The sequence below is a fragment of the Paenibacillus konkukensis genome, from assembly GCF_023523925.1.
Classification (GTDB): domain Bacteria; phylum Bacillota; class Bacilli; order Paenibacillales; family NBRC-103111; genus Paenibacillus_S; species Paenibacillus_S doosanensis.
Genome location: NZ_CP027059.1, coordinates 6,706,669 through 6,733,136, shown reverse-complemented (window position 1 = coordinate 6,733,136; position 26,468 = coordinate 6,706,669). Strand labels below are relative to the sequence as shown.

The following is a 26,468-nucleotide window of genomic DNA, read 5'->3' as shown; positions in this document are numbered from 1 at the left end:
TACAATGTTTCGCCGCCCCAAAAATGTTTGTGGGGGTCTTTTGAACACGTATCGGAAAAATGATAGACTTATTTGGGTACTGCCTTTTTTACCGAGATTATTTACGATTCGGGGTTACGCGAAGCAGCAGGAAGGAGTAATGAAGCATGAAATGGAATGCAAAAAGACTATCCGTCGGTCTCGTCGTACTGGCGCTGATCGCCGTGGCTGCGGTGTCCTCCATCCAGTTTATCCGGACGAATCAGGGCAAGCCTCAAGCCGCGGCGACCCCGGAGTCACTGCCGGGCGGCAGCTCGCAGACGCCGAAGCCGACTCCGACGCCCGAGCCGCCGATTCCATCGGAGCACGCCGACGTTGCGGTCTTCGGCAGCGAGCTCGAAGGCATGTATTTGGCCCGAGCGGCGGCCGACGAGGGGCTGAAGGTCAAGGTGCTCGACCCGCGGGATGCGATCGGGGGGCAGCTGCTCCAGGGGCAGATGCTGTTTCTCGACGAAACGCGGGACGACCAGTATCATTCGTTGGTGCAGGGACGAGCCAAGGAGCTGTTCGACGGGTTCCGCAACGGTAAAATCCGCAAGCTCCCGGAGTTTCAGCAATATTACGACAAGCTGAGCAAAGATATTTCTATCGAATCCGGCGTCAGCATCCAGAGCGTTCAGGAAGCGCCTGGCAAATTCGGACCTCATGCCGTCGAATCGGTCATCTATACCGACAAGTCCGGCGCCAAGAAAAAGATCGAGGCCGATTACTGGGTCGACAATACGGACTTCGCCGCGCTGCTCGGCAAATTGCAGTCGAAGCGGATGCCGGGACTGGAGCAGTTCTACGGCCAAAGCAACATTGAATATATGAGCTCCGGCATGATGATGCTGTTCAAAAACGTCGATTGGGAAAAATTCAAGACCAGCTTCAACAACATGACGCCGGAGCAGCGCAGAGCCAAGTACGGCGGCGGTTCCGTCAACGAAAGCTTCGCCATCGGACTGAGCGGCATGACGGACGCCTACAAGCCGACCAATGACCGGGTGTTTTTGCGAGGGCTCAACGCGGTCAACCAGCGCGACGGGCAAGTCGCCATCAACGCCTTCCTGATCTATACCGTCGATCCGTCGGACGATAAGTCGGTGGCGGAAGCGATGGAGCTCGGAAAGAAGGAAATCCCGCTCATCCTGGAGCATTTCCGCAAAAACATCACAGGCTGGGAGCATGCGGAGCTGAACGGCTTCCCGAACTACTTGTACATACGGGAATACAATCACTATGAATCGGATTACGTTCTGAAGCCTTCGGATATGCTCGGCGCCAAAATGTTCTGGGACAACGTCAGCATCGCCGGCTATCCGCTGGACCTGCAAGGCACAAGCGCCAACAAATGGGGCATCGAGATGGGCCGCCCGGACAAATACGGCATGCCGCTGCGCAGCTTCCTGCTCAAGGATTACGACAACGTCATTATGGCCGGCAAAAATGTCGGCGCCTCCGCCATCGCCTACGGCAGCGCGCGCATTCAGCCGAATACGAGTCTTGCCGCGGAAACGATCGGCATTCTGCTCGGCCAGCTGTACGGCAAGAAGGCGCTGCGCGAGCTGAAGGAAGCGGATATGCCCGCGCTCGACAGCTACCTCGAAAGCAAATATAAGATCAAGCTGACCGGGGTCAAAGGAAACAACAAGATCGCCGGTTGGACCAGCGATGAAATCGCCAAGCTCGACACGGGCGAAATTGTGTACGCGTCGTATGTGAACAAACGGAAAAAATAAACCGCGGCAAGAACAAATCCCCCAAAAGCCATCCATGCCGCCGACGCGGCACCACAGACAATGGAAATGGGGTACCAAGAGTAATTTCCAGGGTAGTGACGTGATGCTCTGAAGCCTATTCCGTCCGCATCCAGCCTAAGCTGGATCGGCGTCTAACCATTCCTCTGGGATCGTTCTATGGGTAGACTTTCCTTTCGGGGAAACCCCCGGATTTCCACAGGATATGGCTGCGCTTCATTTCCTAAACAATGTACAAAAAGCAGAGGGCTCTTCAAGCTCCCTCTGCTTTTTTTGCCGTTGTAAGAACTGCCTCGCGTCAATTCACCCAAGCACCGCCGCTCGCCTCGGGCGCAGGCACCGGAGGAACCGACTCCTTGATCTGAAGCTGCCGGGTGGCGAATTCGCGGTACAAACGGTGCGTCTGCAGCAGCTCTTCATGCTTGCCGCGGCCTGTAATTTGCCCTTTCTCGATAAACAGAATCTGTTCGGCGTCGACGACGGTGGAGAGACGATGGGCAATGACCAGCGTCGTCCGGCCTTTCATCAAGTTTTTGAGCGCTTCCTGCACGACGATTTCCGATTTGCTGTCAAGGCTCGACGTCGCTTCGTCCAGCATCAATATTTTCGGATCTCTGAGCAGAGCGCGGGCGATTGCGATCCTCTGGCGCTGACCGCCGGAAAGCTTGATGCCCCTCTCGCCGACTTCCGTATCGTAGCCTTCCGGGAATTCTTCGATGAACAGATCGGCATACGCCATCGCAGCGGCCCGCTTCAGCTCTTCATCGGTAACGAGGCGGTCCGTGCCGTAGCAGATGTTGTCTCGGATCGTTCCGGCGATCAGCGGGCTCTCCTGCGACACATAGCCGATTTGACTGCGCCACGAATGCAGCGAATAGTCTTCGATTTTTCTTCCGCCGACGCGGATTTGCCCGCTCTGCGGCGTATAAAACCTCTCCAGCAGCGAGAACAGCGTCGTCTTCCCTCCGCCGCTCGGTCCCACGATCGCCGTCACCTTACCCGGCTGTAGGGTGAAATCCAGTTCTTTAAGCACCGGTTCGCCGCCTCCGTAGCGGAAGGTAACATGATCGACGACGATCGGCTGATGCGCGTTGTCAAGCGTCAAGCCGCGTTCGATATCTTCTTCCTCCGCTTCCAGCGTCGTAATGATCCGCTCCGTGGCGCCGACGGCCTTTTGCAGCTGCGTAAAGAAGGTTGTAATCTGGTTGATCGGCATAATAATCTGGATCAAGTACAAGATGAATGCGACCAGTTCACCGGCCGTCAATATCCCCGAAGATACCCGCATACCGCCGTATCCGATAATGACGACGAGCAGCGCCATCAGCACGAAGGAAATGAGCGGCGCGATCATCGCCTGAACTTTTCCCTCCCGAACCCCGTACTGGAACAGCTTCGTAATGCCGCTCTTGCCGTTCTCATATTCCAGCGGCTCGGCGTTGGACGTCTTTACAAGACGGATTTCGGACAGCACCTGGCTCAGCACCCCGGTAAATTTGGCCGTTTCATCCTGAAGTCCTTTGGAGATGGCAAACATTTGCCGCCCGATCGGCACCAAAATCAGGATCGCCAGCGGCACGGCCAGCAGCATGATCAGCGTCATTTTCCAATCCAAATACAGCAAAATGCTGACCGAACCGATAATCGAGATCATGCCGTTAAAAAAGCTCGTCACATGCTCCGATATGAGCCCTTTGACGACCCCGGTATCATTGGTCATCCGGCTGATCGTCTCTCCCGTACGGTGGTTGTCGTAATAAGGAACCGTCAGCGCCAGCAGCTTTTTCCACAGCCGGTCCCGCAGGTTCGCCACGACGTTTTGTCCGACATGGTTAAGCAAATAAATCGATAGGCCTCCGGCAACCGCCTGGGCGGAGAAGGTGAGCACCAGCGCCGCAATCTGCATCGGCCGGATCGACGTCAGCGAGAAGCTGTCGACCAGATTTTTAGTGAACAGCGGTACGATCAGCCCGACCACGGTGGAAATGACGCTAAGCGCGATCGCGATGCCCAGCTTCCACTTGGACGGCTTCGTTTCCCGAATTAAAGTCATAAATAAACGCCAACTGCCTGTTGCTCGTTGTTCTTTCATTTCAGCACTCCTATCCGTTTTTACTTCTGTGCAGCTCTCTATGGGAAAAGAATACGACAGTTTTATAAACGGAATATAAACGAACCGGTTCCCGCCGCCCCATCGCGAATCTGCCGGTGAAAAATCGATATAGCGATTTTTTACCTGTTGCCGTTCCCGCAGGTTACCTATACTAAATCTATCCTAATCAGATCGGAGTGAGGCGTAATGATTGAACGCGGTATAAGCGCCGTGCGCGCGGAGAGAACTGCCGTCCGGACAGACGGAACTAATCTAGTAGAAAGAACGGTGTTGTTATTATTACGAAGTTTACCTCTTTAGAAGCATACGGCTTTCAGCCGTTTTTCGTCGAACAGCTGAAAGAAGATTACGACGTCGGCCGCGTTGCCTTGGAGCACAAGCATTTGTACCGCATTTATGCCGAAGACGGCGAGTGGCTCGGCGAATTATCCGGCAAGTACCGGTTTGAAGCGGGCGAACGCAGCGATTACCCCGCCGTCGGCGATTGGGTGTGGATGAAGAAGCTGCCCGGCGAACGCAAGGCGGTCATCCATGGGGTGTACGCCCGCAAAAGCAAATTTTCCCGCAAAGCGGCCGGTTCCACAGTAGAAGAACAGATCGTCGCGACCAATATCGACCGCGTCTTTCTCGTGATGGCGATGAACCGCGATTTTAACGTGCGGCGGCTGGAACGCTATTTGCTGACCGCTTATGACAGCGGAGCGGCGCCGGAAATCGTGCTCACCAAAAAAGATTTATGCGACGACGTCGAAGCGAAGGTGCGCGAGGTGGAGACGATCGCCTTCGGCGTGCCCGTCTACACGGTGAACAGCCTGATCGGCGAAGGCACGGAGCAGATGATCGCCACGCTGAAGCGCGGCGAGACGATTGCTCTGCTGGGCTCCTCCGGCGCCGGCAAATCGACGCTGCTCAACAGCTTGTACGGCGAGCAGCGGCAAAAAACGGGCGGCGTGCGCGAGGACGACGACCGCGGCAAGCATACGACGACGCATCGCGAGCTGGTCGTCCTGCCATGCGGCGCGCTCATTATCGATACGCCGGGCATGAGAGAGCTGCAGCTGTGGGAAGGCGGCGACTCGATGGACGCGGCGTTTCGGGACATCGACGCTCTGGCCGCCGGGTGCCGATTCGCCGATTGCGGCCATCGGGCGGAGCCGGGCTGCGCCGTGCAGGCGGCGCTTGCGAACGGCACGCTGGAGCGGGAACGCTACGCCGGCTATGTGAAGCTGCAGAAGGAGCTCGCCTATATCGAGCGCAAGACCGATACGGCGGCCGCCAAAGCGGAGAAAGACCGCTGGAAAAAGATTCATAAGGACATGCGTGGGCGGACAAACCGGTAACCGGCCGCCCGCACGCATAAGCACGCAAGCGAAGATAACCCGGGCCCAGCGGACCCGGGTTATACGCTGTAACGGCAAAAAAAGCACCTGTCCCGCAAGCGGCATCGAACCTGTCCGATGCCGCTTGCCGCAGTGTGCTCTTGTATGCGCCTATCCCGTCTATCTCAGCTTCAATCCGACTCTCACCGCATGTTCCTCGAAAGCGACCGAACGAACTCCCGCCGGCCTCGGCAAATAATCGTTCAGCTCGACGTTCAACGGCTGAAGACGGAACCAGTCCAATGGCACGGATAGCCGTTTGATCTTCGTCGACGTATGAACGGCCGTGAGGTACGGCTCTTGCCATGACATCGTAAAATACAGCCTGGCTGCAGCCTCCCACTGTCCCTTGTACAGCAAATTGACATCCGCTACCCACTCCTTGCCTTCCAAGCTGAACTCGGCTCCGGTCACTTCCAAATCCGGCGTCACTTGGGCATGCGCGGCAAGCGCCTTCTTAAGCAGGCTGTTCACTTCCGGCTCGGTCAGTTCCACCTCCAGCTTGCGGCTGGCGATCATATCCGCCAGCTTGCCGCGCACCTTCAGCTCCGAATAGGTTAAATCCAATGGACGCTCAGGCTGCACATACCAATATCCGATTGCGGCGATGACGGCGCAGCCGATCGCCAGCGAGACGATGCTCCGCAGCAGCTTTCCCATAGGCTTTAGCCAACCCCTCTCCCGAATCCGCCCTCGCCGGAGACATCTATGACTTCGGTTTGTTCTGCTTCTCCTTCAGCCAGCGCGGCGCTCCCTTGTTTTTGCGGTCGCGCTCGCGCTCCGGCTTGCGCTTGGCCTGCGGCGAAGACGGCTTGGCGGCGCCTCCCGGAGCGGCTTTGGCCGCAAGCGAGGAGAGCTTCGCGCGAGGCTCCGCCGACTTGCCCGATGCGCTCTTGCGGTTTTCCGCAAGCTCGGACTCCGCCGCCGGGCGTCCGGCAGGCTCCACCCGCGAACGCGGAACCGCCCTGGAGGCGCCGCGCCGCTGGCCGGGGTCGATGACTTTCCCGTACGCCATCTCTTTTTCTTCGATGTCAATGCCGAGCGTTTTGGCAAATTTATTGATAATAAATCGTTCTTTGTGCGTAATGATCGAGACGGCCGTCCCCTTCTTGCCCATCCGGCCGGTACGCCCTACGCGGTGAACGTAATGATCCGCATCGATCGGCGGATCGAGATTGATGACATGGGTCACATGCGGGATATCAAGACCGCGCGCGGCGATATCGGTTGCGAGCAGCAGCTGGAACTTGCCGGACCGGAACGCCTGCATCACCTTGGCCCGATCCTGTTTGCCCGCATCGCCGTATAGCGCCTCTATAGACAGTCCGGCGAACTGCAGCTTGCTAACGACCTCGGCAACGTCATCGGTTTCATTGATGAAGACGATTGCCGCGGGAGGGTTGTACAATCTGACGATACGGCGCAGCGTGTCGATCTTGTCGCGTTCCTCGCACACAAAGTATTGATGCTCCAGCGTCTGCGACGTGCGCTGTTCCGGATTCACCTGCACGAACGCCGGCTCCCGCATCCAGCGGTCGATCACCGCCTGAACCTGCGGCGGCAGCGTAGCCGAGAAGAACAGCAGCTGCCGCTCGCGAAGCATCCCTTTGAATATAGCCTCTACCTCATGCATCGAGCCCAGCTCGAACACCTGATCGACTTCGTCGACGACCGCAACCTGCACGTGATGCATGGTCAGCTTGCGCAGTTTAAGCAGTTCCAGCACCCGGCCCGGCGTGCCGACCACAATCTGCGGGCGCAGCTTCAGCCGGTCGATTTGCCTGCTGATGGCCGCCCCTCCGATCAGCGATTGTACACGGATGCCGCTACCCTCGGTCAGCTGTTCGAGCGTAGAGACGATTTGAACGCCAAGCTCCCGGGTCGGCACCAGCACGATACCCTGCACGTCCTTGGATGTCTTGTCTATTTTATGCAGCAGCGGCAGCGTGTAAGCGAGCGTTTTGCCGGAACCGGTCTGGGACTGCGCGACCACGTCCTTCCCCTCCAGAATGACAGGTATCGCTTCGGCTTGAATCGGCGACGGCGTCGTAATATTCAACGCTTGCAGCTTGCGAACGTAAATGTCGTCAATATGTAAAGTAGCAAAACCGTTATTCATCGAATTCCCCCTTCATCAAAAGCATCCTAATCATACCAATGGAGAAGCGGAACATCAAGCCTGCTCTGCCTGCGCCAGCTTCCCTGTGATCCAGCCGAACACCGCATCGAGCGCCTTTTCGTCCTCTTCCTTCGGAAAACGGTGGTCCAGCCCCTCATACAGCTCCATGGCGTAATCCTTGCCCGCTCTCTCCAGCCCTTCCGCCAGCTTGCGCGCCTGGGCAACGCCGACCTGCGAACGGTTCCATGGACGATCATCACAGGCACAGAGATCCGCTCTAACCAGTACACCGGCGAGCGCTCTTCATACGCCTCGCTCTGCTTGCGGGGATGGCCGACGACCCGCTTCAGCATACGGCGCAGATCGACCCGCTCTTCGTACGTATGGAACAAATCGCTGACGCCGCCCCAGACGACCACCGGTCCTGCATCCGGACACTGCTTGGCCGCCAGCAAAGCCATCATCGCTCCGCGGGAAAACCCGATGAGCGGAACCGGCCCGCGCTTGACCTCGGGCAGCGAGCGAACGAGGGTGATCGCATGGCAGACGTCGTAGCGGTCTTCGCCGCCGAAATCCTCGCGCCCTTCGCCTCCTTCGTTGCCGCGATAAAACGGCGCAAAAACGCAATACCCGCGTCTAGCCATCGACATAATGCGTCTTTTGCGCACCATGCCGACCTTGCGGATGCCTCCGCGGCAGTAGATTAAGCCCAGATACGGCGACAAAGCCGATGCGGCTGCAGGGACCGCCAAATAGCCTTTGACCCTCAGCCCTTCGCTGACATAAGTGAGCCTGTACAATAAGATGTCTCTGTAGCGGCTTCTGAGCGGCTCGCGTTTCCGGCAGAACGCCTCCCCCGGAGAGGAGCTCGCGGCGCAGGAATCGGCGGCGCTTTCGCCGGCCGCTTCCGGAGTCTGCGCCCCTCCTCCTGTTGTCCATCCTATGCCGGCGCCCTCCGATATAGAAGTCACTGCGCCGCCGCCGGCTCCCACCGTCGTCTTTTCTTTAGTTCGTCCGTCATTCATACCGTTCAGCGGCTCCTTTCCCGCATTCATCTTTCCCGATAAGCGCTTGCCCTAATTTTTGACAGAAGCCCGTTCGTGCGCTAGACTTACTATTGTTACGACAAATTTACTTTCTATTATGTTCTGAAAGGTGGAGCTTCTATGAATCCCCAGTTTCAAACCGAATTTGACGCCTTGGTCGAAAAGTTCGCCGAGCTGCTTACAGGAGATACATCCCCCGAAATGGTGGAAAAAATAAAAGTATGGTCCGTCTATAACCATATTCACAGATCCATGCCCGCGCTGGCAAATCACTGGAATCAAACCCACCCGGAAGGCAAAGCGGCTGTCAGAAGCTTGTACGAAGAGGTTCGCTCCTTGAACCTGGCGCTGAAAGAACGCCATAACGCTCAGGAGCCGGAGTAACCGGCCGCTTCTCACGACACTAGAATATCATATTGCAGCTGAACTTAAGACCGGAGGCTTCCATGTTCCAGTCTTTTTTTTATTATTTGTCAGAAATAAGCGGCGGACGGCATCAATACGATATGGATCGGAGGCTTCCGCTTTTGGAACGATGCTCAAGGCATGCCCGTTATGCAGCATAGAGCCGTCCCAAGCATGGACTGCCGTTGAATGGGCGTTTTAAGAAACGGAAAGCGGGGAATCGTTCAAACATGACTTATTACATGGGAAAAAGCTCGCTGCCGGATTCCAGTGCGGATGAGGCCGCGGCTGCGGAACCGGAAGCCGATATCGTCCTTCGGGCCCGTCAAGGATGCAGCGAGGCGTTCGGCAAGCTGGTAAGGATGCACCGGCGCATAGCCTACAGCTGGGCCGCGGGGATCACAAGGGACCACCATATGGCCGAAGACATCGTTCAAGATGCTTTGATCCGCGCTTTCCTGAGTCTCGGGACATTAACCGAAGACAGCCGTTTCGTCCCGTGGCTGCACCGGATCGTGCGCAATCAAGCGATGATGAAGCTTCGCCGAGGAGGCCCTTACGGCAAGGAACAGCCGTTCACCAGCCTGACTCCAAGCGCCGTTAAGGACGCTTCGGGAGTCGATTGGGATCATCTCGACAGCATCCTGGCGTTCATCGCCTTGGAACCCGATCAGCCGTCGCTGCCGGGTTCGGCTCCGCAAGCTTCCTGGCTTCCCGAGGAAAGGCTGATTCGCAAAGAAACGGTTCGGTTCATTGTCAGTCTGCTGGACTGCTTGACCGTCAAAGAACGCAGCTTCGTAGAGGCGCACTTTTTCCGTCAGCTCACCCCTCAGGAAATCGCCGGCCTGTTCAATACGACAACCGCCAATGTGTACAAAACGATCTCCCGTTCCCGGCAAAAACTGCAGCAGGAGCGCATTCGAATCCATGTGACGGATTACGTGGAGCAGCGGGCGCACGCCGGTCATAACCGGCGCGTTCTCCTGGACAGCTCCAAAATCCGATTTTGATGAAAAGGATGGGAGCTTCTCTTGGAAGAAATCGCAGCTTGCATTGCGCATCAAAATTCATGGACATCCGCCGCCGTAGCCATGTATGGAGCTATCCGGTTTACCGGCCGCCATGAACTGGACCTGATAGACGTAATGGGCTACACGGGGCACGCTTTTCGCATTAACATTCATCCCCGGAACGTTGATGTGGCAGGACCCACGGGTTATCCGTGGGGACCGTTTTTTGCGGAAGGGCTTGGCAATCTCGGCTTTCGAACGGCCTCCGTGCGCTCCGCCAATCTCGCGCCCCCTACGGCGGAGGAGCTGACTCGCGGTCTGAATCTGATTCAGGCGAGCCTTGATAAGGGAATTCCCGTCATAGGCTGGGACTTGTTCATTCCTGAATTCGGTCTTCTGTACGGCTACGACGACGACAAGAAGCTGCTTCATGCCAAAGATCCGAAGATGAAGGACGGAGGGACGCTGCCGTATGAGAAGCTGGGACGGGGCGAAATCTCCGAGCTGTTCGTCATGAGCCTGGAGGAAGCCCGCCCCTTCGATAAAGCGTCGGCTCTTCGCGGCGCGCTCGCCATGGCGATTCATCATGCCAGACAAAGAGAGCATCAGCATGAACTGCCCCCTTACATGAACGGTCTTGCTGCTTATGACGGCTGGAAGCAAGCGTTCTCCTCCCGCGCCGTAAGCGAATTCGGCAATGCTTACAATACGGTCCTCGTGTATGACGCCCGGCTCTATGCAGCCGCCTTCATGAAGCGGCTGCAGCAAGTGTGGGACGCGGACGACGAGCTGGAGCAAGATATCCGGCAGGCGGCCTTCGAAGCCGAAAGGCATTATGCCCGAGTCGCGGAATCATTGAAAGTTATGCATACGATGTTCCCTTTTCCTCAAGGAGGCAGTCCCAATGACCCTTCGGAGTCGATGCGGGCGATCGAACGATTAGAAGAGGCCCAATCGGCCGAAGAGCAGGCCGTACTTGTCCTCGAACGCATGGCGTCCTTGCTCTTAGCTCTCGACAAATAAAGAAAGCGGTGAATCCGAATGAAACCATCCCATGAATCCCCGACAGAAACCATTGTCATTAGCGGCAAAAAAGAACCGATTCAGCAAATCCTGCTGAATGATTCGAATTTCTCCGGTTCCGAGTTCCGGAACGGTTACGCGGAGCGGGTAAGTTTTCAAATGGTCGCGTTGCCGAAGCTGTCTTTTCAATGCGCCGATTTGCACGGAGCCCGCTTCAACGACATTAATTTTAGCGGAACCCGCATTAACGATGCCAATTTGAGCGACCTGGAGATCTGCAACGCCCAGCTCGGAGGAGCGTATATTCATAATATCGGTCTTCCGCCGGAGGGGCACCCCGCTTATGAAGAAGGCAAATCGCAGCGTCCGCTTCGGTTCGAGAACTGTGATTTGAACGGCAGTACGCTCTCCGATTGCCGGCTGGACGGCGTATCTATCCGCGGGTGCAGTATGAAAGACATGACGATCGACGGAATTCCCGTCGAGCAGCTGCTTGCCGCCTACAGGCAGGCACGGGGCGGCAGCGGTATCGAGTAGCTTACCTTGATGCAGGCGGAACGGTTTTCCGGCCGTCCGTTGCCTTAACAGGACGCCATGCAGAAATAGAAGCAGCGCTCTTCTCATAATGAAAACTCAGCCCGCCTCTTTGAACAGGGGCGGGTTGGTATTATAGGATCAAGCCGTTCGGCGGTTTGGCGTATGCGCCTATTTCTTATTCAGCACCTTATAAGCCACCTTATCGAAGGCGCGCGGAAACAGCTGAAACAGCTTGACGCCGAGGCCGGCGGTAAACGGCATATCGACCTCCGGGATGCGCCTGGCTATCGACCGCAGCACTTTATCGGCCACCCGCTCCGGCTTCAGCATGAACCATTTGACGTTCCGGACATAGTTGCCGCTCGGATCGGCCTTGTCGAAGAAGGGCGTATCGATCGGCCCCGGATTGATTGCGCTTAAGTATACGCCGGTTCCGACCAGTTCCTGGCGCAATGAGTTGGTGAAGCCGAGGACGGCATGCTTGGTCGCCGTATAACCGGTCGATTTGGCCGATCCGATCTTACCGGCCATGGAAGCGATATTGACGATATGGCCGCTTCCCGACTGAAGCATATGGGGCAGCACCGCCTTCGTGCAGCGGACGGTTCCCATATAGTTCACGTCCATCATGCTCTCGAACTCCTCCAGCGGCGTGTCCACGAACCGTTCGAACACCCCGTAGCCGGCGTTATTGATTAAAATATCGATGCGCCCATACTGTTCGATCACCCGCTGCATCGTCTGCGTCACCTGCGCGGCCGACGTGACGTCCAAAGGATGCGTTCCGCAAGGTCCGTTTAAACCGGCCGCTACTTGCTGCAGTTTGTCTTCGCTGCGCGCCATCAGCACGGGAACCGCCCCTTGCAGCGACAGCTTCCTCGCCATTACCGCCCCGATTCCGCTGGAAGCCCCGGTAATGACGGCAATTTTCCCTTGAAACATAGTATGACACCTCCATCGGCATGAAAAAAAGCGGTTCGCCCTCGGCATCTCCGCAAGGCTCCCCGCTTCTATTGTAATCGATTCGATTAAACGATCAAAACTTGAATGTCCAGCTCGCCGATTCCTTCCATAATGAGCGGAATCGTCAAAGCCTTCTTCGGCAAAAAACCTGCCGAGTTCGCGGAATGCAGCAGCTTCGGCGGCGTAATGTCCACCTTCACTCCCTGATTGTACAGCATCGTGCTCGCATTACCGCTGATCATGTTGCCAAGCTCGGAAATGGCGCTCTTGCTCATCTCATCCATCTCGGTGATGGCGAACCCGCCCATCATAGCGGAGACTACCTTCAAGGCGACCTCTTCATGCAATCCGAATACGATGTCCCCTTCCATCTGTCCGGTCATGCCGATTTGAATCCAGATGTATTTCTCTACGAACTTTACGTCTTTTATCCCAAGCTGCCCGGTCGAAGGTCGTATGCTGGCGACTTGCTCGATAACGATTCTTGCAGATTCCAAAAAGGGATTGATATATTCTGCCTTCATGAGGTGGCGGTCTCCTTTACGACAAAATCACGTAAGATCCATAGGTCTATAATATCATTCATTATACCTAATTTTCTCCAATAAGTATATGTTTTTGTAACCCCCCTTATGAAAATAGTTATTTAGACTCACATTCGAAGCCCCATCATATTGCCTGAACTGTATCTCCTTAGCCCAATGTAAAAAAAGGCGCTGCCGCCTGCCGTCAGCAGGAGCGCAATGCCGGCGGCTTCCGCAAGAAACAGCGGTTCGACGCTGCGGAGCAGCCCGATCGGCAAGTAGCTGATAAATCCGGCCGGTATGACGGTGAACAGAAGCAGCTTGCCGAGCCCGGTAAAAATCCCCGTAGGATACGTCGAGAAGGCCAGCAAACCGTTGAACAGCTGTTGTCCGATCCCCTCCGCGCTGCCGATATAGAACGCGAGCGTCTGCGCCGCCACGACGAAGAACAGAAAAATCAGCATCGCGAGCAGCAGGGCCAGCGCAAACTTCAGCATCCCGGCCGGCGTCAGATCGCCGAACAGCGCGAACAGAATGAGCGAGAACAAGATATCGCCGATCGCGGAAACCGACATCCGGCTGATCAGAATATGCAGCAGCACCGGTTTCGGCTGCGCCAGATAAATATCCAGCTGCCCCGCGGCAACGAGCGAAGCGAGACGATAAGCATTGCCGAACAGCACCGCCGACAAACCGAAGCCGCCGGCGCTTACCGCCCACATCATCGCCACATCGCGAAACGTCCATCCTTGCACCACCTGAAATCGCTGAAAGTACAGCCCCCAGAATAAAATCCACACGGCATTGTTAACGACCATCATACCGGCCGTAAGCAGAAAGCTCATCCTGAATTCCATCGCTCCGGCCAAATTCAGCTTCCAGCAGGTCCATACGAACAAGAGCAGACCGCGCAGTTTACCTCCCATGGGACGCGCTCCTTCCTTAGCCGCCATTGACATTCACCTTCCTTATTCCCATACCGTAGATGAGCATAACCAGTCCGGCGAGCAGCGCGATCCAAACTCCCTGGGTCAAAAGCATCGGAACGAGCGAAACATCGTCCCATCGCACCGCCGTTTTTGCCGGAAAGTAAAGCACGGTTTGGAAGGGCAGCCAGCGGCATACGTCCTGCAGCATTTGCGGGAACAGCTCAAGCGGCATCAGCATGCCCCCTATCGTGAACAGCAGCTTGTGATAGACGAACTCCAACCCGCGCGTTTCTTCTACCCAGAAAGCGCAAAGCGCCAAAGCCATATTCAGCAGGTAATTGACCGTCACCGAGCCGATCGCCACAACCGCAAAGCCCGCCCAGCCCCATCCGAAATGCGGCAAGCCGAACATCGCGATACCGAGCAAACCGCCGATGCACAGATTGACGAGCAGCCGTACAAGCACCTCGCTGACATAGCCCACGTAATGATAGCCGATGTAGCTCAGCGGGCGGGTCAGCTTATAGCCGACATCGCCGTTTTTGACCTCATCCTCGATGCGCGTCGCCAAGCTCGGGAACGCTGTCGTCAACGCTTCGGCAAACAAAATGTACCAAATAATTTGATCGTAGCTGTATCCCTCAATGAGCCGGCTCCCTTCCCCCTGATAGGTCACCCGCCATAATTGAATGAAAATGTACATGATCGTAATAAGGAAGATCGAACGTATTAGAAAATCATACACATAGGCAAAATGATTGCGCAGCGTCACCCTCCCGATAGCCGCGTATTTCATGATTTTGCCGCCCGCCGTCGATGGCGGCGAGACCGGCCTCTCCCCGTCTGCGGCCAGTTGAAGCGCCGCTCCCACGCGGGCCTTGCCGCTCTTCTCCGAGTCTGCTACACGCATGCCGCCCCCTCCTCTTGCTTCCCGACATGCCCGCCGCGGGCATATATATGCGTGATGATCTCCTCCATAGGCGGGTCCTCGATCGTAACGTCGATCACCCGGTATTTGCTGACGATCTGCGCCAGTACCTGTTCAATACTAGCCTGCGCCGTATCGACGGAGAGCAGCATCTCCATCCGCCCCTGCGCCAGCACCTCGACGCCGGGAAATTGAAACAGCGGCCCTTCTTCCTGAAGCTTCAGGCGAATCGTCTTCGATGTAAGCAGCTCCCGCTTCATCCTCTCCACCCGATCATCCAGAATCACTCGGCCGTAATTGATGACGACCGCCCGCTTACAGAGCTGCTCGATGTCTCCGGCATCGTGGGAGGTCAGGAAGATCGTCGTGCCTTCCTCCCGGTTCATCTGCAAAATCAGCTCGCGAATTTTATGCTTCACGATCACGTCCAGACCGATCGTAGGTTCGTCGAGAAATACGATCTTCGGGCTATGCAAGAGCGCCGCCGCAATCTCGCAGCGCATCCGTTCCCCGAGCGACAGCTTGCGGACCGGGATATGCAGGTAAGGCTCCAGCTCAAAGCGGCGGACCAGTTCATCCCTGCGGACGAAATAATCGCTGCGGTTCAGTTCGTAAATGCGGCTCATCAGCTCGAACGAATCGCTGGGAGGAAGATGGTACCAGAGCTGCGATTTTTGCCCGAACACCGAGCCGATATGATAAGCCAGCCGGCTGCGCTCCTTCCAGGGGCAATACCCGAGCACCTCGGCCCTTCCGCCCGATGGATGAAGAATGCCCGTCAGCATCTTGATCGTCGTCGACTTGCCCGCTCCGTTCGGTCCGAGAAAAGCGACGATCTCCCCCTGCTCCACCGTCAAATCGATCCCGTGCACGGCGGTCTTCTCCTCGTATTTCGGGCTAAGCAGCGATCGCAGACTGCCGCTCAGACCGACTCCTTTTTGCTTCACCGCAAACCGTTTCGTTAAAGCTTCCACCTTGATCGCCTTCATCGGCACATTCTCCTTTCCTCCAGTAAAGCAGAAAAGACCCCGCATTCGTTTCGCCGGCAATCGGCGGAACTTGCACGAGGTCTTTTATCCCTACGGTGTTAACGCCGGCCTCCCCGCCGGACGTTCGGCTTCGCTTGGTTCGAACCGGCTTGGCGCCGTCGGATCCCTAGAAGCCCTCCCACTTAATTGTTATATATTACCACACCCATATAAGGCTGACAATCCGTTTCTAAGCGGTTCTCCAAAAACTTTTTTGCATCGAATAAAACTTCAAAAGATAGGAAAACTAACCTCATTAAAGGTAAATCATCCATGTATTGCACACCATTTGAAACGTAAGGAGGAGCTTTTGTGCCGGAACATCGTGATAATCAGCCTCAAAGTGATTCAAGGCGCAAATTTTTAAAATATTCGGGTGCGGCCATCGGCGGCGTCGTCGTAGGCGGCGTGGTAGGCGGCGTCATCGGCAAAAGCCTGGGAGGCAAGCCTGCCGAGCCTGCCAAGCAGCCAAACGAGGCGCAGCCCGAAGCGGCCGACTACAATCAGGCGCTCATGTTCTTTAATCAGGAACAATTCCGGATTACGGAAGCGGCGACCGAACGGATTTTTCCCAAGGACGACCTTGGGCCGGGAGCCAAGGAGCTCGGCGTCGCTTACTTCATCGACCATCAGCTGGCAGGCCAGTGGGGGATTAACGCCCAAGATTATATGATGGGGCCGTTCCAGAAAGGCGAAACGACGCAAGGCGACTATCCTAGCGTAAAACGGCATGAGCTGTTTACGATGGGCTTGCAGGCCATTCAAAATTTGAGCCAGCAAAAATATAAAAAATCGTTTCTGGATTTGGCCGAGGCGGAGCAGGACGAAGTATTGAAAGCATTAGAGAACGGCGCCGACATCAGCTTGTACGGAACGACGGGCCAAGCCTTCTTCAAGACGCTGATCAGCTTTACGACGGAAGGCGTCTATGCCGACCCGCTGTACGGCGGCAACAAGAACATGGGAGGCTGGAAAATGAAAAATTATCCGGGCAACCAGATGAGCTATTTGGATGTCGTCGACAAAAAAGAATTCGTCAAAATGGAACCGCAAAGCTTGCGCGACCATTTGAGCCACTAGAGAGGAGGGAATGAGTTCATGGCTACAACTTTGCCGAAGGTACCGGTAGTCATTGTAGGTTTGGGCTGGACTGGCGGCGTCATTGCCGCAGAGCTGACCAAAGCCGGCCATAAGGTCGTCGCGCTAGAGCGCGGCAAAGCGAGAAAAACGGAAGATTATTACATGGTGCACGATGAGCTGCGTTATGCCCGCCGCTACGGCTTGATGCAGGATCTGTCCAAGGAAACCGTCACGTTCCGCAATACGGAAAAGCTTACTGCGCTTCCTATGCGCTCGTACGGTTCATTCCTGTTAGGAGAAGGTCTCGGCGGGGCCGGGATTCACTGGAACGGCCAATATTTCCGTTTTCTCCCTTACGATTTCCAGATTTATTCCAAAACCGTCGAACGGTACGGAGCGAAAAAAATTCCCGAAGGGATGACCATCCAGGACTGGGGCATCACTTACGACGAGCTGGAGCCGTACTTCGATAAATTCGAGAAAATGGCCGGCATCTCCGGCGAGCCCGAACAGAACCCGATGGTGGGCAAACGGTCGAATCCGTTCCCCACGCCCGCGATGAAAAAAACGCCGAGCTTCACGATGTTCGAAGAAGCGACCAAAAAACTCGGCTATCACCCTTATATGATGCCATCCGGCAATCTGTCCACGCAGTATACGAACCCGGACGGCATCGCCCGCGCCGCCTGTCAATACTGCGCGTTCTGCGAACGGTTCGGCTGCGAATACGGAGCCAAGGCCGACCCGGTCGTTACCGTCATCCCGGTAGCGCAGCAGACGGGCAATCTGGAGATTCGGACCGAATCCAACGTGACGAAAATATTGAACGACGGCAAGAAAGCGACCGGCGTCGTCTATGTCAATACGATTACGGGCGAAGAATTCGAGCAGCCCGCGGACGTAGTCATTCTGACCAGCTATGTGTTCAATAACGTCCGGCTGCTGCTGAATTCCAAGCTGGGCAAGCCTTACGATCCGAAGAGCGGAACCGGTGTCGTCGGACGAAACTATGCGTATCAGGTAAACGGCGCTTCCTCGGTCGGCTTTTACGACGATCAGGAGTTCAACCTGTACGCCGGAGCAGGCGCACTCGGGATGGAGATCGACGATTTCAACGGAGACAATTTCGACCACGGCAGCCTGAACTTCATTCACGGAGCCGGCATTCGCATCTCGCAGGCGGGCAACCGGCCGATCGACAACAATTCCACGCCGAAAGGCACCCCGGCCTGGGGCAAGGACTTCAAGCAGGCGTCGATCAAATACGCGAACCGCGTTCTCTCCGTCAGCGGTCAAGGGTCCAATATGCCGTGGCGGCATCATTACCTGGATCTTGATCCGACGTATAAAGACGTCTACGGCATGCCGCTGCTGCGCATTACTTACGATTTCGAGGACCAGGACCGCGAGCTGGTGAAATTCATCGCCTCCAAAGCGGACGAAATTATGAAAGAAATGAAACCGTCGAAGCAGCAGACGAATGCCGAATTGAAAAACTATAATATCATCCCTTACCAATCGACTCATAACACCGGAGGAGTCGTCATGGGGTCGGACCCGAGCACTTCGGTCGTCAATACCTATTTGCAAATGTGGGATGCAGATAACGTATTCGTCATAGGAGCCTCCGCCTTCGCCCATAACAGCGGCTACAACCCTACGGCGACTGTCGGGGCGCTGTCATACCGCGCGGCGGAAGGGATTCTGAAATATTTGAAAACGCCGGGGTCTCTAGTATAGCGAGGTGTTAATGCATGGAAGCGAGTGAAGAGCTTGTCGGGCATCTGGCCGAAATAAGAAAACGGCTGATTATCGTTATTGCCTGGTTCGTGCTTGCTATGGGAACGGGGCTGTACATAGCCCCCGCCATTTTGCGGTACATCCGGTCCCAGCCTGCAGCGGTTCACATCGAATGGAACGTGTTCTCCTTTACGGACGGACTGTTCATTTACATGAAATGCGCGTTCATCTTCGCGATGTTCGCCACATTGCCTCTCCTTTTGTATCATGTATGGGCTTTTGTGCGCCCCGGTTTGACGGAATCCGAAGCAAAGGAAACGTTCGCCTACATTCCCGCTTCTTTATTCCTCTTCGTATCGGGGGTCGCCTTCAGCTATTACGTTGTTTTTCCGATGATGGTCCAATTTATGAAGAAGATGAATCAAAGCATCGGCGCCGTGGAAACATACGGTATAGACCGGTACTTCTCCTTCATGTTCAACATTATTTTCCCGCTTGCCGTCGCCTTCGAAATGCCGGTCGTCGTGCTGTTCTTAACCCGGATCGGCGTGCTGACCCCGGAGAGGCTGAAGCAAGTAAGAAAGTATGCGTATTTGGGGCTGGCGATTACCGGATCATGCATTTCCCCGCCTGATTTCGTGTCGCATTTGTCCGTCACCATCCCGTTGATTTTGCTGTTCGAGCTGAGCGTCGTCGTGTCGGGACAATATTACCGGAAATTGGCGGCGAAGCCTCGAGAACAGCTGACCTAAAAGTGTGGTGATTGAGTCGTATCCTGCGACGAAGCTGGGAAAATCCGTCTGTAAAGGCGACCGCTGACGATGTTTCAACTTTCCCAAAGGAGGGAACACTCATGTTCAACAATATCGGAGTATCGGGGCTGGTTATCATTCTGATCATAGCTCTGATCGTATTCGGGCCGGCCAAGCTGCCGCAGCTCGGACGGGCGTTCGGCGACACGCTGCGCGAATTCCGCAATTCGACCCGCGGCATGGTAGACGATACCGCAGCCGACAAAAAAGAAGAACCCAAGTCAATCATGGAGGAACTAAGATGAAGCTGAAATGGACGATCTTTCTGCTGACCGTTATGATCATCGCCGGCTTGGCCGCCTGCGGCACAAAGAATGAAACGGCGCCGACGCCAAGCCCTTCAACGGCGCCTTCCGGAGGAACGACAGCCGGAGGCGGCGGTACCGCAGCGGTCGACGCGGATGCGCTGTACAAGCAAAACTGCATCGCCTGTCACGGAGGCAATCTCGAAGGCAAGACAGGCCCGAACTTGACGAAGGTCGGCGGCAAGCTGAGCAAGGATCAGATCGCCGCCAAGATCGGAGCCGGAGGCGGCGGCATGCCCGCGTTCAAGACGCAGCTGAAAGACACGGAAATCCAAGGCTTGGCCGACTGGCTGGCAGCCAAGAAATAAGCCGTTGCAAAAAACGATAAGGATGGCGCTCGCGCCATCCTTATTCGTGCGTCCTAGAGAACGACGCCGCAATGCCCGCAAAACTTGGCTCCCACTTCATTGTAGCTCCGGCACGCGCGGCACATGACCTGAATCGGTTCCTCGGTCTCTTTTTCCGCGACAAAGACGACATCCTCGAATTGAAATCCGCAAACCGAGCAAAACTTCACATCGCGCGATACCACTCTGCCGCAGCGACACAGCTTCTCGTTTTTGGCTTCCTTCAGCTTCGCTTCGAGCGCTTGTATATCCTGGCGAATATACGTGATGTGTTCGCAGTACGCGTTTACCTCCTTTTCCGGCCGCTTCCAATTGCCGGACGCGTAGGCGCCGTAGACGGCTTCGCCGATCAGCGCGTACGCTTTCTCCATTTCTTTTTCTTTCGCTGAAATATGCGCTCTCAGTCTCGTAGCCTCCACCGTTTGCTGTGCTTTTTTGGCCGCTTCGGACGCTCCCTGCTTCATTTTATCAAAAAAAGACATCGGCCAAGCCTCCCCTTAAGTAATACTGCTCTTAGTCATCATATGTCGGGAAAGGCCGCCCGCATTCCCCCTCTTGAGCCGAAAAATAATGCCCGTTGGCACCGGACGTACCGGCCGGGGACGCTGCCGCGGCGAGTTAGCCCGATATGCAAAAAAGCTTCCTCCCCGGTGCGAATAAAACGTTTCGCGCCTTGGGAAGAAAGCTATGTTTGCAAATTCGTAGATCCGGTCTACCGCGCTTCCGCGCGGAGCTGGATTTTGCGGTATTGGGCGTACATGGCGAGCCGCCACGGAAGCAGCATGCCGAAGGCAACGAGAAAGAAAATCGCACCGGTCTGCGGAAGCGATACGTATTGTTCGATCAGCTGCCGCAATGCTATGCGCACCAGCAGCAGTCCGGCCAAAATGAACACGAACGCTTTGGAGCGTTTGAGATAAATTTCTCCATCCCTTGTCTCCATCTGTGAAGTCCGAATCAGCGGATAGGAAAAGATAAACGCTCCGACCAAAAAAGCCGTAAGCGCCCATTCCAGCGGAATCCGGGTTATCGGGAAAGCGAACATCAAAAAGCCCGTGCTCATGGCAAAGGGCGGGATCAGCAGCTTTCTGGGATTCACCGGCTTGTTGGAAGCGCGCATCCTTACTACCATGGCCATACAGGCGGCGGCCGCCGCCCCAATCGTAACGGTCATCTGCGGATTAGCTATATGCATGGCGTAACCACCCCGAGTTGTGTCGTCACTGGACGAAGATTTTTTTCAATACTTTTATTATAACGAAAATCCGCGTCCTATGTAAGTGCGCCCTGCTGGAACTTTTGTTATTAGATCATGCCGGTTGCCATACGCTGGGCGCTACAGCCGGAAATGATCCTCGCGGATAAACCGGATGCGAGTCCGGATATGATCGCGGCTCGTAAAATGTCCGTTAAACGGGAATACTTTCAATGCCTTCTCCGTTTGAATCCGATTGTATACCGCAAAGATCGTTTCGGGCGTGCAGACGGTATCCTTCAGCCCGACGGACATCAGCACCGGCGCGCGAAGGCGGTCAGCCAGGTTCACCATGTCAAAATAGCTGAACGTCCGCAGCACTTGCTCCAGCTTGTCCGGATGGGCGGCGACGAAATCGGCCGCCTCCTTCAGCGAGCCGGTGGAATGGAACAGACCGTAATCCATGTAGCATAAATTCGGGATATCGGCGATGATCTTGGCCGGCTTGCCGCTGAGCGCCCCGGTCAGTAATGCCAGCCCTCCTCCTTGGCTTTCGCCGCAGACGACGATCTGCGAGGCGTCGACTTCGGGCTGGAGCGAAGCCCATTCCAGCGCTTTGAGCGCATCGACGGCGACTGCGCGGTAGTAGCTCTTCTGCGGCTCCAGAATGCCCTGTGTAATCCAGCCGCGGGTCATGCCGTAATGCTGCGGCAGAAGATTTCCGGTCTCGCCTCCTTGACCGCGCACATCGACGGCGAATACCGCGAAGCCGGCCAGCAGCCAAGCCGCATGCTGCTCCGGGATGCCGCGGCTCCCGGTATAGCCGTGAAACGAGATCACGCACGGAAGCTTATCCTGCTTCGCCGGAAAGCCCGGAAGCAGGTACCAGCCTTTAATCGGCGTCGCATCAAAACCGTTATAGGTCACTTCGTAGGCGTCGATATAAGGCGCCTCCGTCCGCACTTTCTCCCGCCGGTCATTCAACGGCTTCGCATCATATTCGGCGAGCGTTGCCTCCCAGAATGCGTCCAGATCGTCCGGCGCCGTGCGGTCCGCTTGGGTTGCATACAGCTCCTCTAGCTTTTTATCAATATAGTGCATGGAAGATCGTCCTCCTTCATCGCTTGCCGGTATTCGTCTTTAAAGATCAAAGCGCTTCCAATCAAGAGAATACTCCATCCGCCAATGTTTTGCCAAATCTTTTATTTACAATTCCGATTTTCAGAGTATAATTCAGTTAATATACATATATATTTAGAATGTTATAAAAATCGTCAATGACGCACTGATCGTCAAGAAATGACGAAGGAGGAATTGTTAAAATGACCCAATCGCTGGCCGACCGGAGCGTGGAAACACCGCCGGACGCCGCCTCAAGCAAGCCGCTGAAGGAGCCTTTGTGGACCCGCAGTTTTATCGTGCTGGCCCTCGGCAACCTGCTGCTGTTCTTCGGCTTCCAAATGCTGCTGCCTACGATCCCCGCTTATGTCACACAACTCGGCGGAGATAATTCCGCCGTCGGTATGGTTATCTTCATTCTTACCTTTGCGGCGCTTCTCATCCGTCCTTTCTCCGGCGCGGCGCTGGATTTGATGTCCGGCCGGCTTATTCTCATCGTCGGATCGGTCGTCACGCTGGCAGCCATCGGCAGCTACATAGCCGCTTCCGCCGTAGGAGCCATCTACGTGCTGCGGATCGTGCACGGGTTCGGGTGGGGAATTTCAACGACGACTTACGGAACAATGGCTTCTCACATGATTCCCGCTTCGCGCCGCGGCGAGGGAATGGGATACTTCGGCTTGGCGTCCACCCTCGCTATGGCGCTCGGACCGATGACCGGAATCGCCATTATTAATACGTTCAGCTTCACCGTTCTGTTCGCCGTATCGTTTATTTTGACATTGTTGTCCCTGCTCGTGTCTCTGTTCGCCGGCCGGAGCGGCAAAGCCGCCGCCGGGGAAGCCCGCTCTGCTTCCGCCTCTTCCGCTCCTTCCGGACCGTCTGCGCAAGCCTCGAAGCAAGGAGCGCTGCTGTCGCGGCTGGTGGATAAACAAGCCTTGTTTCCTTCGCTGCTGGTGCTGCTTATTGCCGTCACCTACGGCGGCATCGTCAGCTTCATCACTTTGTTCGGGAAAGAGCAGGGTATCGCCAATGTCGGCTGGTTTTTCTCGGTCAACGCCATCATGCTGTTTTTGATCCGGCCGATATCCGGTAAAATTTTCGACCGTCGCGGTCATGTATGGGTGCTCGCTCCCGGCGCCGTCTTTAGTCTGATCGGCCTGATCCTGCTGTCCTACGCCTCCAGTACCGCTCTGCTGATAGCGGCGGCCGCCTTCTACGGAACCGGCTTCGGCGCGATCCAGCCCTCCCTGCAGGCCTGGATCATCCAGCGTGCCGCTCCGGAACGGCGCGGCGCCGCCAATGCGACCTTCTTCTCCGCGTTCGATCTCGGAATAGGTCTCGGCGCATTGCTCCTCGGTCCTATCGCAGCGGCGACGAACTACGCTGTCATGTACCGGTTTTCCGCCATTATGTTCGTGCTGTACCTGATCACTTACATCGTCTATATGCTGCGCAGCCGCAAACTCGGACAGAAGAAGTCTGCCCTCCGGTGAGAAGGGCGCTCTTTCCAGCGGCATCCGCCCGATCCGGTTCACCGATTCGCTTGGAACGTCATGACCGCAAAGGTCGGACGTTCTTTTTTTTCGCTTCCGGAAGTCTGCGCCTTAAGCTATAGCACCTTCTCAAGCCGGGCGTACAGCGCCTCCACGGCCTGCCTCTTCCAAACAAAGCTGCCGCGGCCGGCAATGAGCCTATCGCTTGCCTGCATGACCGTACCGATCGGCGGTCTGTTCCCGCGCAGACGATAACCCGGCTCGGCATCCAGCGTTACATCGGAAAATGCCTGCAGCTCTTCCATAACAGGCGTCGTCCTTACGGCAAAGCCGCGGCTCAAAAAGTAGCTCGACGCGATACGCGGAAACTTGGTCGCGACAACGAGATCCGGACGGTGAAGCGCATTTTCCGGCCCGAACAGCGACAGCGCGAGACGGTTCGTCCCCAGGTCGAGCAGTTCCACCGACTTTTTCGCCGCTTCGGCGATAAGATGTTTGCCGATAATGCCGAGATCCGCGGCGCCGGTTTCGACGAGCAGCGGAACATCCGCCGGTTTGATGAGTATCCACTCCAGCCCCTCAGCCTGAAACAAATATTTCCGCGAAGCGCTCAGCTCTTCGGGCAGTTCGATTCCCGCCTTCCGCAGCAAGCCGGCCGCCGCATCGCAGCTGTCCTTCGGCAAAGCTATTCTCAGCATGTCGCTCATACATATCCTCCTTCATTTTTTTCATCAGCTCAAGCAAAGTTTATCTTTTATCATACCACAAATTTCCAGACGGTTTTTGCCTAGAGTAAAGGGCAGAGAAATCTGCCCCTCCTCATCAAACCGTACGTGAGGTTTTCCCTCATACGGCTTTCCGATGTTCGTCATTCATGTGCATGCAGATTACAAGAGCGTTTTAAGTCCATATTGACTACTTAGGAACCTCACTTCTTGTAGCGAACTCATCCATCTTGCGCGTTGCCTCTTCTTGGCATACCATCTCGTGAGCCTCTGCAAAATGTACCAGTCCAACTTTGCCAGCTTTAATTGGCTGTAAGCCGTGTAGTCATAGTTCCTCCACCCCTGAATCTTAGGATTTAGCCATTCCACATGTTCGAGAAATGATTTATGCCTCATGTTCGGCGGGGCCAGACGTTCTTTTACGACCTCCCGGATGCGTTCTTCCGCTTTCCGGGCCAACCATTGTTGGGTTGTATAGTACACCTTCCCTTGAGAAGTTTCCGCTTTCGTTTTGCGATGGTGCATGCCAAGAAAATCAAAGCCTTCTTCTCCTGTCCAAAGTCCGACGATGCGTGTTTTGGTCGGGTGTAACGTCAATTCAAGACGATCCATAATGGCACGAATAAGTTTGTATGCCCGGTCTGCGTCTTTCTTCGTCTTACACACGATCACGAGATCATCCGCATAACGCGTCAATTCCCCGAATTCGCTACCATATCGTTCCCACAGGATATCGAAGTAGTTCAGATAGATGTTCGCTAAAAGTGGAGAGATGACTCCCCCCTGCGGCGTTCCTAAATCCGAACGTCGAACCGTTCCTTCTTCCATGACCCCTGCATTTAGCCACTTCCGTGCCAGTTTCAAGATACGTCTGTCACTGATTCGCATCTCCAGCAGTTTCATCAGCTTTTCCTGATTGATGTTGTCGAAGTAACCTTGGATATCGACGTCGACCACCCAATTGCCTTTGCGGTTACATGCTTTTCGGATTCGGTCCAGCGCTTGCTTGGCGCTTCGCTTCGGTCTGAATCCAAACGAGGATTCTTGAAAATCCGCTTCAAAGATCGGTTCCAATACCAGTTTCGTCGCCATCTGTATGACGCGGTCTCGGATGGTGGGAATGCCTAGCGGCCTTTGCTTTCCATCTTTCTTCGGAATGTAGTGCCGTCTTACGGGCTGGGGATGATACTTGCCTTCTTTGAGGATTTGATGGCATTCATACAAGAAAAGATACTCCCCTTGCTTTTCGATGTCCGCCAGTGTCTCTCCGTCGATTCCAGCCGACCCTTTATTTGCTCGTACTCTCTTCCATGCTTCCCACAGAGTATCCATCCGGTAGATCTTGTCATAAAGCGCATGGAATCTACGCCTCTTGTTTTCCTTGGCCGCATGACCTAGTTTCTCTTGGAGTTGTTGAACGTTTTCCTTTGGTGTTGTTAGCCTCTCGGCATTCACTGACTCGTACCTCCTTAAGAAACATGAACAAAGCAGGACCCCTTCCCTCCCGCAGGTTGTGTTGTCCTGCGTTCCTCGGTAGTATGAGCCCCTCGGACTCCCTTCCTGCAGACCGTTCATTTCACCTGCTGGGCTTATAGAACGTCTCGTTACGAAAAAAAAAATTTCGTGCAGGGGAGGGTCTCCCCAGTTCACTGCATCTTCTTTCATACCATACCGATCCCCGTACGCCGGAGGATTCTTCGCTGCCGCTCCAAGTTCCCAGCAGCTTCCTTGGTCTTCACCCATATCCACGAGGTTCGACTTCCTCTCTCCCCTCTTGCGAGGCCTTTTTGACGACGCGGCAGGATTCACTTCATGTTACGGCCTGGTATCTTGCTCGCCCTATCTCTGACAGGTACTTTCGTCGACG

The 26,468-nt window shown here is 55.5% G+C and carries 26 protein-coding genes; 12 read left to right on the top strand and 14 right to left on the bottom strand.

The genetic code is table 11. The annotated features are described in order from the left end of the window. Positions 1 to 146 precede the first annotated feature (146 nt). A complete protein-coding gene (locus tag SK3146_RS29220; protein WP_249862077.1) occupies positions 147 to 1,760 on the top strand; it encodes an FAD-dependent oxidoreductase in 1,614 nt (537 codons plus the stop codon). A gap of 316 nt (positions 1,761 to 2,076) precedes the next feature. Here SK3146_RS29220 and SK3146_RS29215 read toward each other — a convergent pair whose 3' ends face one another. After that, the gene (locus tag SK3146_RS29215) at positions 2,077 to 3,870 is read right to left on the bottom strand and encodes an ABC transporter ATP-binding protein (protein ID WP_249862076.1); all 1,794 of its coding nucleotides are present in this window, start codon (positions 3,868 to 3,870) and stop codon (positions 2,077 to 2,079) included. A gap of 299 nt (positions 3,871 to 4,169) precedes the next feature. On the opposite strand from SK3146_RS29215, the gene rsgA reads away from it, so the two are divergent. Continuing rightward, complete coding sequence (rsgA, locus tag SK3146_RS29210) at positions 4,170 to 5,231, top strand: ribosome small subunit-dependent GTPase A (protein WP_249866478.1); 1,062 nt, start codon at positions 4,170 to 4,172, stop codon at positions 5,229 to 5,231. 159 nt (positions 5,232 to 5,390) lie between these two features. Here rsgA and SK3146_RS29205 read toward each other — a convergent pair whose 3' ends face one another. Genes SK3146_RS29205 through SK3146_RS29195 form a run of 3 tightly spaced genes read right to left on the bottom strand, consistent with a single transcriptional unit; the run spans position 5,391 to position 8,414 of the window. After that, a complete protein-coding gene (locus SK3146_RS29205) occupies positions 5,391 to 5,930 on the bottom strand; it encodes a hypothetical protein (protein WP_249862075.1) in 540 nt (179 codons plus the stop codon). A 46-nt stretch (positions 5,931 to 5,976) separates the two neighbouring features. Next, positions 5,977 to 7,389 carry a DEAD/DEAH box helicase gene (locus SK3146_RS29200; protein ID WP_249862074.1) on the bottom strand — a complete coding sequence of 471 codons (1,413 nt, stop codon included), beginning with the start codon at positions 7,387 to 7,389 and terminating at the stop codon, positions 5,977 to 5,979. Between the two features lie 26 nt (positions 7,390 to 7,415). After that, entirely contained in the window at positions 7,416 to 8,414 is a 999-nt protein-coding gene (locus SK3146_RS29195; RefSeq protein WP_249862073.1) for an alpha/beta hydrolase family protein, read from the bottom strand. 141 nt (positions 8,415 to 8,555) lie between these two features. Between SK3146_RS29195 and SK3146_RS29190 the strand changes: the two genes are divergently transcribed. The 4 genes from SK3146_RS29190 (at position 8,556) to SK3146_RS29175 (ending at position 11,410) form a co-directional block, all read left to right on the top strand. Continuing rightward, positions 8,556 to 8,819 carry a DUF2573 family protein gene (locus SK3146_RS29190; protein WP_249862072.1) on the top strand — a complete coding sequence of 88 codons (264 nt, stop codon included), beginning with the start codon at positions 8,556 to 8,558 and terminating at the stop codon, positions 8,817 to 8,819. Between the two features lie 263 nt (positions 8,820 to 9,082). Continuing rightward, positions 9,083 to 9,850 (top strand): RNA polymerase sigma factor, encoded by a 768-nt coding sequence (locus SK3146_RS29185; RefSeq protein ID WP_249862071.1) that lies wholly within the window; start codon positions 9,083 to 9,085, stop codon positions 9,848 to 9,850. Positions 9,851 to 9,871: 21 nt separating this feature from the next. After that, positions 9,872 to 10,873, top strand: a complete 1,002-nt coding sequence (locus tag SK3146_RS29180; protein ID WP_249862070.1) for a hypothetical protein — start codon at positions 9,872 to 9,874, stop codon at positions 10,871 to 10,873. A gap of 18 nt (positions 10,874 to 10,891) precedes the next feature. Beyond that, on the top strand, positions 10,892 to 11,410 hold the full coding sequence (locus SK3146_RS29175; protein WP_249862069.1) for a pentapeptide repeat-containing protein: 519 nt from the start codon (positions 10,892 to 10,894) through the stop codon (positions 11,408 to 11,410). 168 nt (positions 11,411 to 11,578) lie between these two features. Here SK3146_RS29175 and SK3146_RS29170 read toward each other — a convergent pair whose 3' ends face one another. The 5 genes from SK3146_RS29170 to SK3146_RS29150 form a co-directional block, all read right to left on the bottom strand. Continuing rightward, positions 11,579 to 12,352 (bottom strand): SDR family NAD(P)-dependent oxidoreductase, encoded by a 774-nt coding sequence (locus tag SK3146_RS29170; RefSeq protein ID WP_249862068.1) that lies wholly within the window; start codon positions 12,350 to 12,352, stop codon positions 11,579 to 11,581. Between the two features lie 86 nt (positions 12,353 to 12,438). Beyond that, complete coding sequence (locus SK3146_RS29165; RefSeq protein WP_249862067.1) at positions 12,439 to 12,897, bottom strand: chemotaxis protein CheX; 459 nt, start codon at positions 12,895 to 12,897, stop codon at positions 12,439 to 12,441. A gap of 128 nt (positions 12,898 to 13,025) precedes the next feature. Next, a complete protein-coding gene (locus SK3146_RS29160) occupies positions 13,026 to 13,823 on the bottom strand; it encodes an ABC transporter permease (RefSeq protein ID WP_249862066.1) in 798 nt (265 codons plus the stop codon). 16 nt (positions 13,824 to 13,839) lie between these two features. Continuing rightward, on the bottom strand, positions 13,840 to 14,736 hold the full coding sequence (locus SK3146_RS29155) for an ABC transporter permease (protein ID WP_249862065.1): 897 nt from the start codon (positions 14,734 to 14,736) through the stop codon (positions 13,840 to 13,842). Continuing rightward, a complete protein-coding gene (locus SK3146_RS29150; RefSeq protein WP_249862064.1) occupies positions 14,727 to 15,743 on the bottom strand; it encodes an ABC transporter ATP-binding protein in 1,017 nt (338 codons plus the stop codon). The genes SK3146_RS29155 and SK3146_RS29150 overlap by 10 nt, the downstream gene beginning before the upstream one ends. 351 nt (positions 15,744 to 16,094) lie before the next feature. On the opposite strand from SK3146_RS29150, the gene SK3146_RS29145 reads away from it, so the two are divergent. The 5 genes from SK3146_RS29145 (at position 16,095) to SK3146_RS29125 (ending at position 20,027) form a co-directional block, all read left to right on the top strand. After that, on the top strand, positions 16,095 to 16,862 hold the full coding sequence (locus SK3146_RS29145; RefSeq protein WP_249862063.1) for a gluconate 2-dehydrogenase subunit 3 family protein: 768 nt from the start codon (positions 16,095 to 16,097) through the stop codon (positions 16,860 to 16,862). 18 nt (positions 16,863 to 16,880) lie between these two features. Next, positions 16,881 to 18,602, top strand: a complete 1,722-nt coding sequence (locus SK3146_RS29140) for a GMC family oxidoreductase (RefSeq protein WP_249862062.1) — start codon at positions 16,881 to 16,883, stop codon at positions 18,600 to 18,602. Between the two features lie 14 nt (positions 18,603 to 18,616). Beyond that, positions 18,617 to 19,354 (top strand): twin-arginine translocase subunit TatC, encoded by a 738-nt coding sequence (tatC, locus tag SK3146_RS29135; RefSeq protein WP_249862061.1) that lies wholly within the window; start codon positions 18,617 to 18,619, stop codon positions 19,352 to 19,354. A gap of 101 nt (positions 19,355 to 19,455) precedes the next feature. Beyond that, complete coding sequence (gene tatA / locus SK3146_RS29130; protein ID WP_249862060.1) at positions 19,456 to 19,659, top strand: twin-arginine translocase TatA/TatE family subunit; 204 nt, start codon at positions 19,456 to 19,458, stop codon at positions 19,657 to 19,659. Then, on the top strand, positions 19,656 to 20,027 hold the full coding sequence (locus tag SK3146_RS29125) for a c-type cytochrome (RefSeq protein ID WP_249862059.1): 372 nt from the start codon (positions 19,656 to 19,658) through the stop codon (positions 20,025 to 20,027). The genes tatA and SK3146_RS29125 overlap by 4 nt, the downstream gene beginning before the upstream one ends. 53 nt (positions 20,028 to 20,080) lie before the next feature. On the opposite strand, the gene SK3146_RS29120 is transcribed toward SK3146_RS29125, so the two are convergent. The 3 genes from SK3146_RS29120 to SK3146_RS29110 all read right to left on the bottom strand — a co-directional run bounded on the left by SK3146_RS29120 (position 20,081) and on the right by SK3146_RS29110 (position 22,362). Beyond that, a complete protein-coding gene (locus SK3146_RS29120) occupies positions 20,081 to 20,548 on the bottom strand; it encodes a zinc ribbon domain-containing protein (RefSeq protein WP_249862058.1) in 468 nt (155 codons plus the stop codon). A gap of 230 nt (positions 20,549 to 20,778) precedes the next feature. Next, the gene (locus SK3146_RS29115; RefSeq protein WP_249862057.1) at positions 20,779 to 21,261 is read right to left on the bottom strand and encodes a CcdC family protein; all 483 of its coding nucleotides are present in this window, start codon (positions 21,259 to 21,261) and stop codon (positions 20,779 to 20,781) included. A gap of 141 nt (positions 21,262 to 21,402) precedes the next feature. Then, positions 21,403 to 22,362, bottom strand: a complete 960-nt coding sequence (locus SK3146_RS29110; RefSeq protein ID WP_249862056.1) for an acetylxylan esterase — start codon at positions 22,360 to 22,362, stop codon at positions 21,403 to 21,405. 221 nt (positions 22,363 to 22,583) lie between these two features. Between SK3146_RS29110 and SK3146_RS29105 the strand changes: the two genes are divergently transcribed. Continuing rightward, complete coding sequence (locus SK3146_RS29105) at positions 22,584 to 23,876, top strand: MFS transporter (protein WP_249862055.1); 1,293 nt, start codon at positions 22,584 to 22,586, stop codon at positions 23,874 to 23,876. Positions 23,877 to 23,992: 116 nt separating this feature from the next. Here the strand turns inward: SK3146_RS29105 and SK3146_RS29100 are convergent, their stop codons facing one another. Together SK3146_RS29100 and ltrA are read right to left on the bottom strand one after the other, a co-directional pair. Further along, positions 23,993 to 24,583 carry a type 2 periplasmic-binding domain-containing protein gene (locus tag SK3146_RS29100; protein ID WP_249862054.1) on the bottom strand — a complete coding sequence of 197 codons (591 nt, stop codon included), beginning with the start codon at positions 24,581 to 24,583 and terminating at the stop codon, positions 23,993 to 23,995. A 180-nt stretch (positions 24,584 to 24,763) separates the two neighbouring features. Beyond that, entirely contained in the window at positions 24,764 to 26,056 is a 1,293-nt protein-coding gene (gene ltrA, locus SK3146_RS29095; RefSeq protein WP_249862053.1) for a group II intron reverse transcriptase/maturase, read from the bottom strand. Between the last annotated feature and the right edge of the window lie 412 nt (positions 26,057 to 26,468).

What these genes read in the sequence shown, in the direction of transcription:
- SK3146_RS29220 (WP_249862077.1), top strand. Translation starts at nt 147, where the DNA reads ATGAAATGGAATGCAAAAAGACTATCCGTCGGTCTCGTCGTACTGGCG.
- SK3146_RS29215 (WP_249862076.1), bottom strand. Translation starts at nt 3,870, where the DNA reads ATGAAAGAACAACGAGCAACAGGCAGTTGGCGTTTATTTATGACTTTA.
- SK3146_RS29205 (WP_249862075.1), bottom strand. Translation starts at nt 5,930, where the DNA reads ATGGGAAAGCTGCTGCGGAGCATCGTCTCGCTGGCGATCGGCTGCGCC.
- SK3146_RS29200 (WP_249862074.1), bottom strand. Translation starts at nt 7,389, where the DNA reads ATGAATAACGGTTTTGCTACTTTACATATTGACGACATTTACGTTCGC.
- SK3146_RS29195 (WP_249862073.1), bottom strand. Translation starts at nt 8,414, where the DNA reads ATGAATGACGGACGAACTAAAGAAAAGACGACGGTGGGAGCCGGCGGC.
- SK3146_RS29190 (WP_249862072.1), top strand. Translation starts at nt 8,556, where the DNA reads ATGAATCCCCAGTTTCAAACCGAATTTGACGCCTTGGTCGAAAAGTTC.
- SK3146_RS29185 (WP_249862071.1), top strand. Translation starts at nt 9,083, where the DNA reads ATGGGAAAAAGCTCGCTGCCGGATTCCAGTGCGGATGAGGCCGCGGCT.
- SK3146_RS29175 (WP_249862069.1), top strand. Translation starts at nt 10,892, where the DNA reads ATGAAACCATCCCATGAATCCCCGACAGAAACCATTGTCATTAGCGGC.
- SK3146_RS29170 (WP_249862068.1), bottom strand. Translation starts at nt 12,352, where the DNA reads ATGTTTCAAGGGAAAATTGCCGTCATTACCGGGGCTTCCAGCGGAATC.
- SK3146_RS29165 (WP_249862067.1), bottom strand. Translation starts at nt 12,897, where the DNA reads ATGAAGGCAGAATATATCAATCCCTTTTTGGAATCTGCAAGAATCGTT.
- SK3146_RS29160 (WP_249862066.1), bottom strand. Translation starts at nt 13,823, where the DNA reads ATGGGAGGTAAACTGCGCGGTCTGCTCTTGTTCGTATGGACCTGCTGG.
- SK3146_RS29155 (WP_249862065.1), bottom strand. Translation starts at nt 14,736, where the DNA reads ATGCGTGTAGCAGACTCGGAGAAGAGCGGCAAGGCCCGCGTGGGAGCG.
- SK3146_RS29150 (WP_249862064.1), bottom strand. Translation starts at nt 15,743, where the DNA reads ATGAAGGCGATCAAGGTGGAAGCTTTAACGAAACGGTTTGCGGTGAAG.
- SK3146_RS29140 (WP_249862062.1), top strand. Translation starts at nt 16,881, where the DNA reads ATGGCTACAACTTTGCCGAAGGTACCGGTAGTCATTGTAGGTTTGGGC.
- tatC (WP_249862061.1), top strand. Translation starts at nt 18,617, where the DNA reads ATGGAAGCGAGTGAAGAGCTTGTCGGGCATCTGGCCGAAATAAGAAAA.
- tatA (WP_249862060.1), top strand. Translation starts at nt 19,456, where the DNA reads ATGTTCAACAATATCGGAGTATCGGGGCTGGTTATCATTCTGATCATA.
- SK3146_RS29125 (WP_249862059.1), top strand. Translation starts at nt 19,656, where the DNA reads ATGAAGCTGAAATGGACGATCTTTCTGCTGACCGTTATGATCATCGCC.
- SK3146_RS29120 (WP_249862058.1), bottom strand. Translation starts at nt 20,548, where the DNA reads ATGTCTTTTTTTGATAAAATGAAGCAGGGAGCGTCCGAAGCGGCCAAA.
- SK3146_RS29115 (WP_249862057.1), bottom strand. Translation starts at nt 21,261, where the DNA reads ATGCATATAGCTAATCCGCAGATGACCGTTACGATTGGGGCGGCGGCC.
- SK3146_RS29110 (WP_249862056.1), bottom strand. Translation starts at nt 22,362, where the DNA reads ATGCACTATATTGATAAAAAGCTAGAGGAGCTGTATGCAACCCAAGCG.
- SK3146_RS29105 (WP_249862055.1), top strand. Translation starts at nt 22,584, where the DNA reads ATGACCCAATCGCTGGCCGACCGGAGCGTGGAAACACCGCCGGACGCC.
- SK3146_RS29100 (WP_249862054.1), bottom strand. Translation starts at nt 24,583, where the DNA reads ATGAGCGACATGCTGAGAATAGCTTTGCCGAAGGACAGCTGCGATGCG.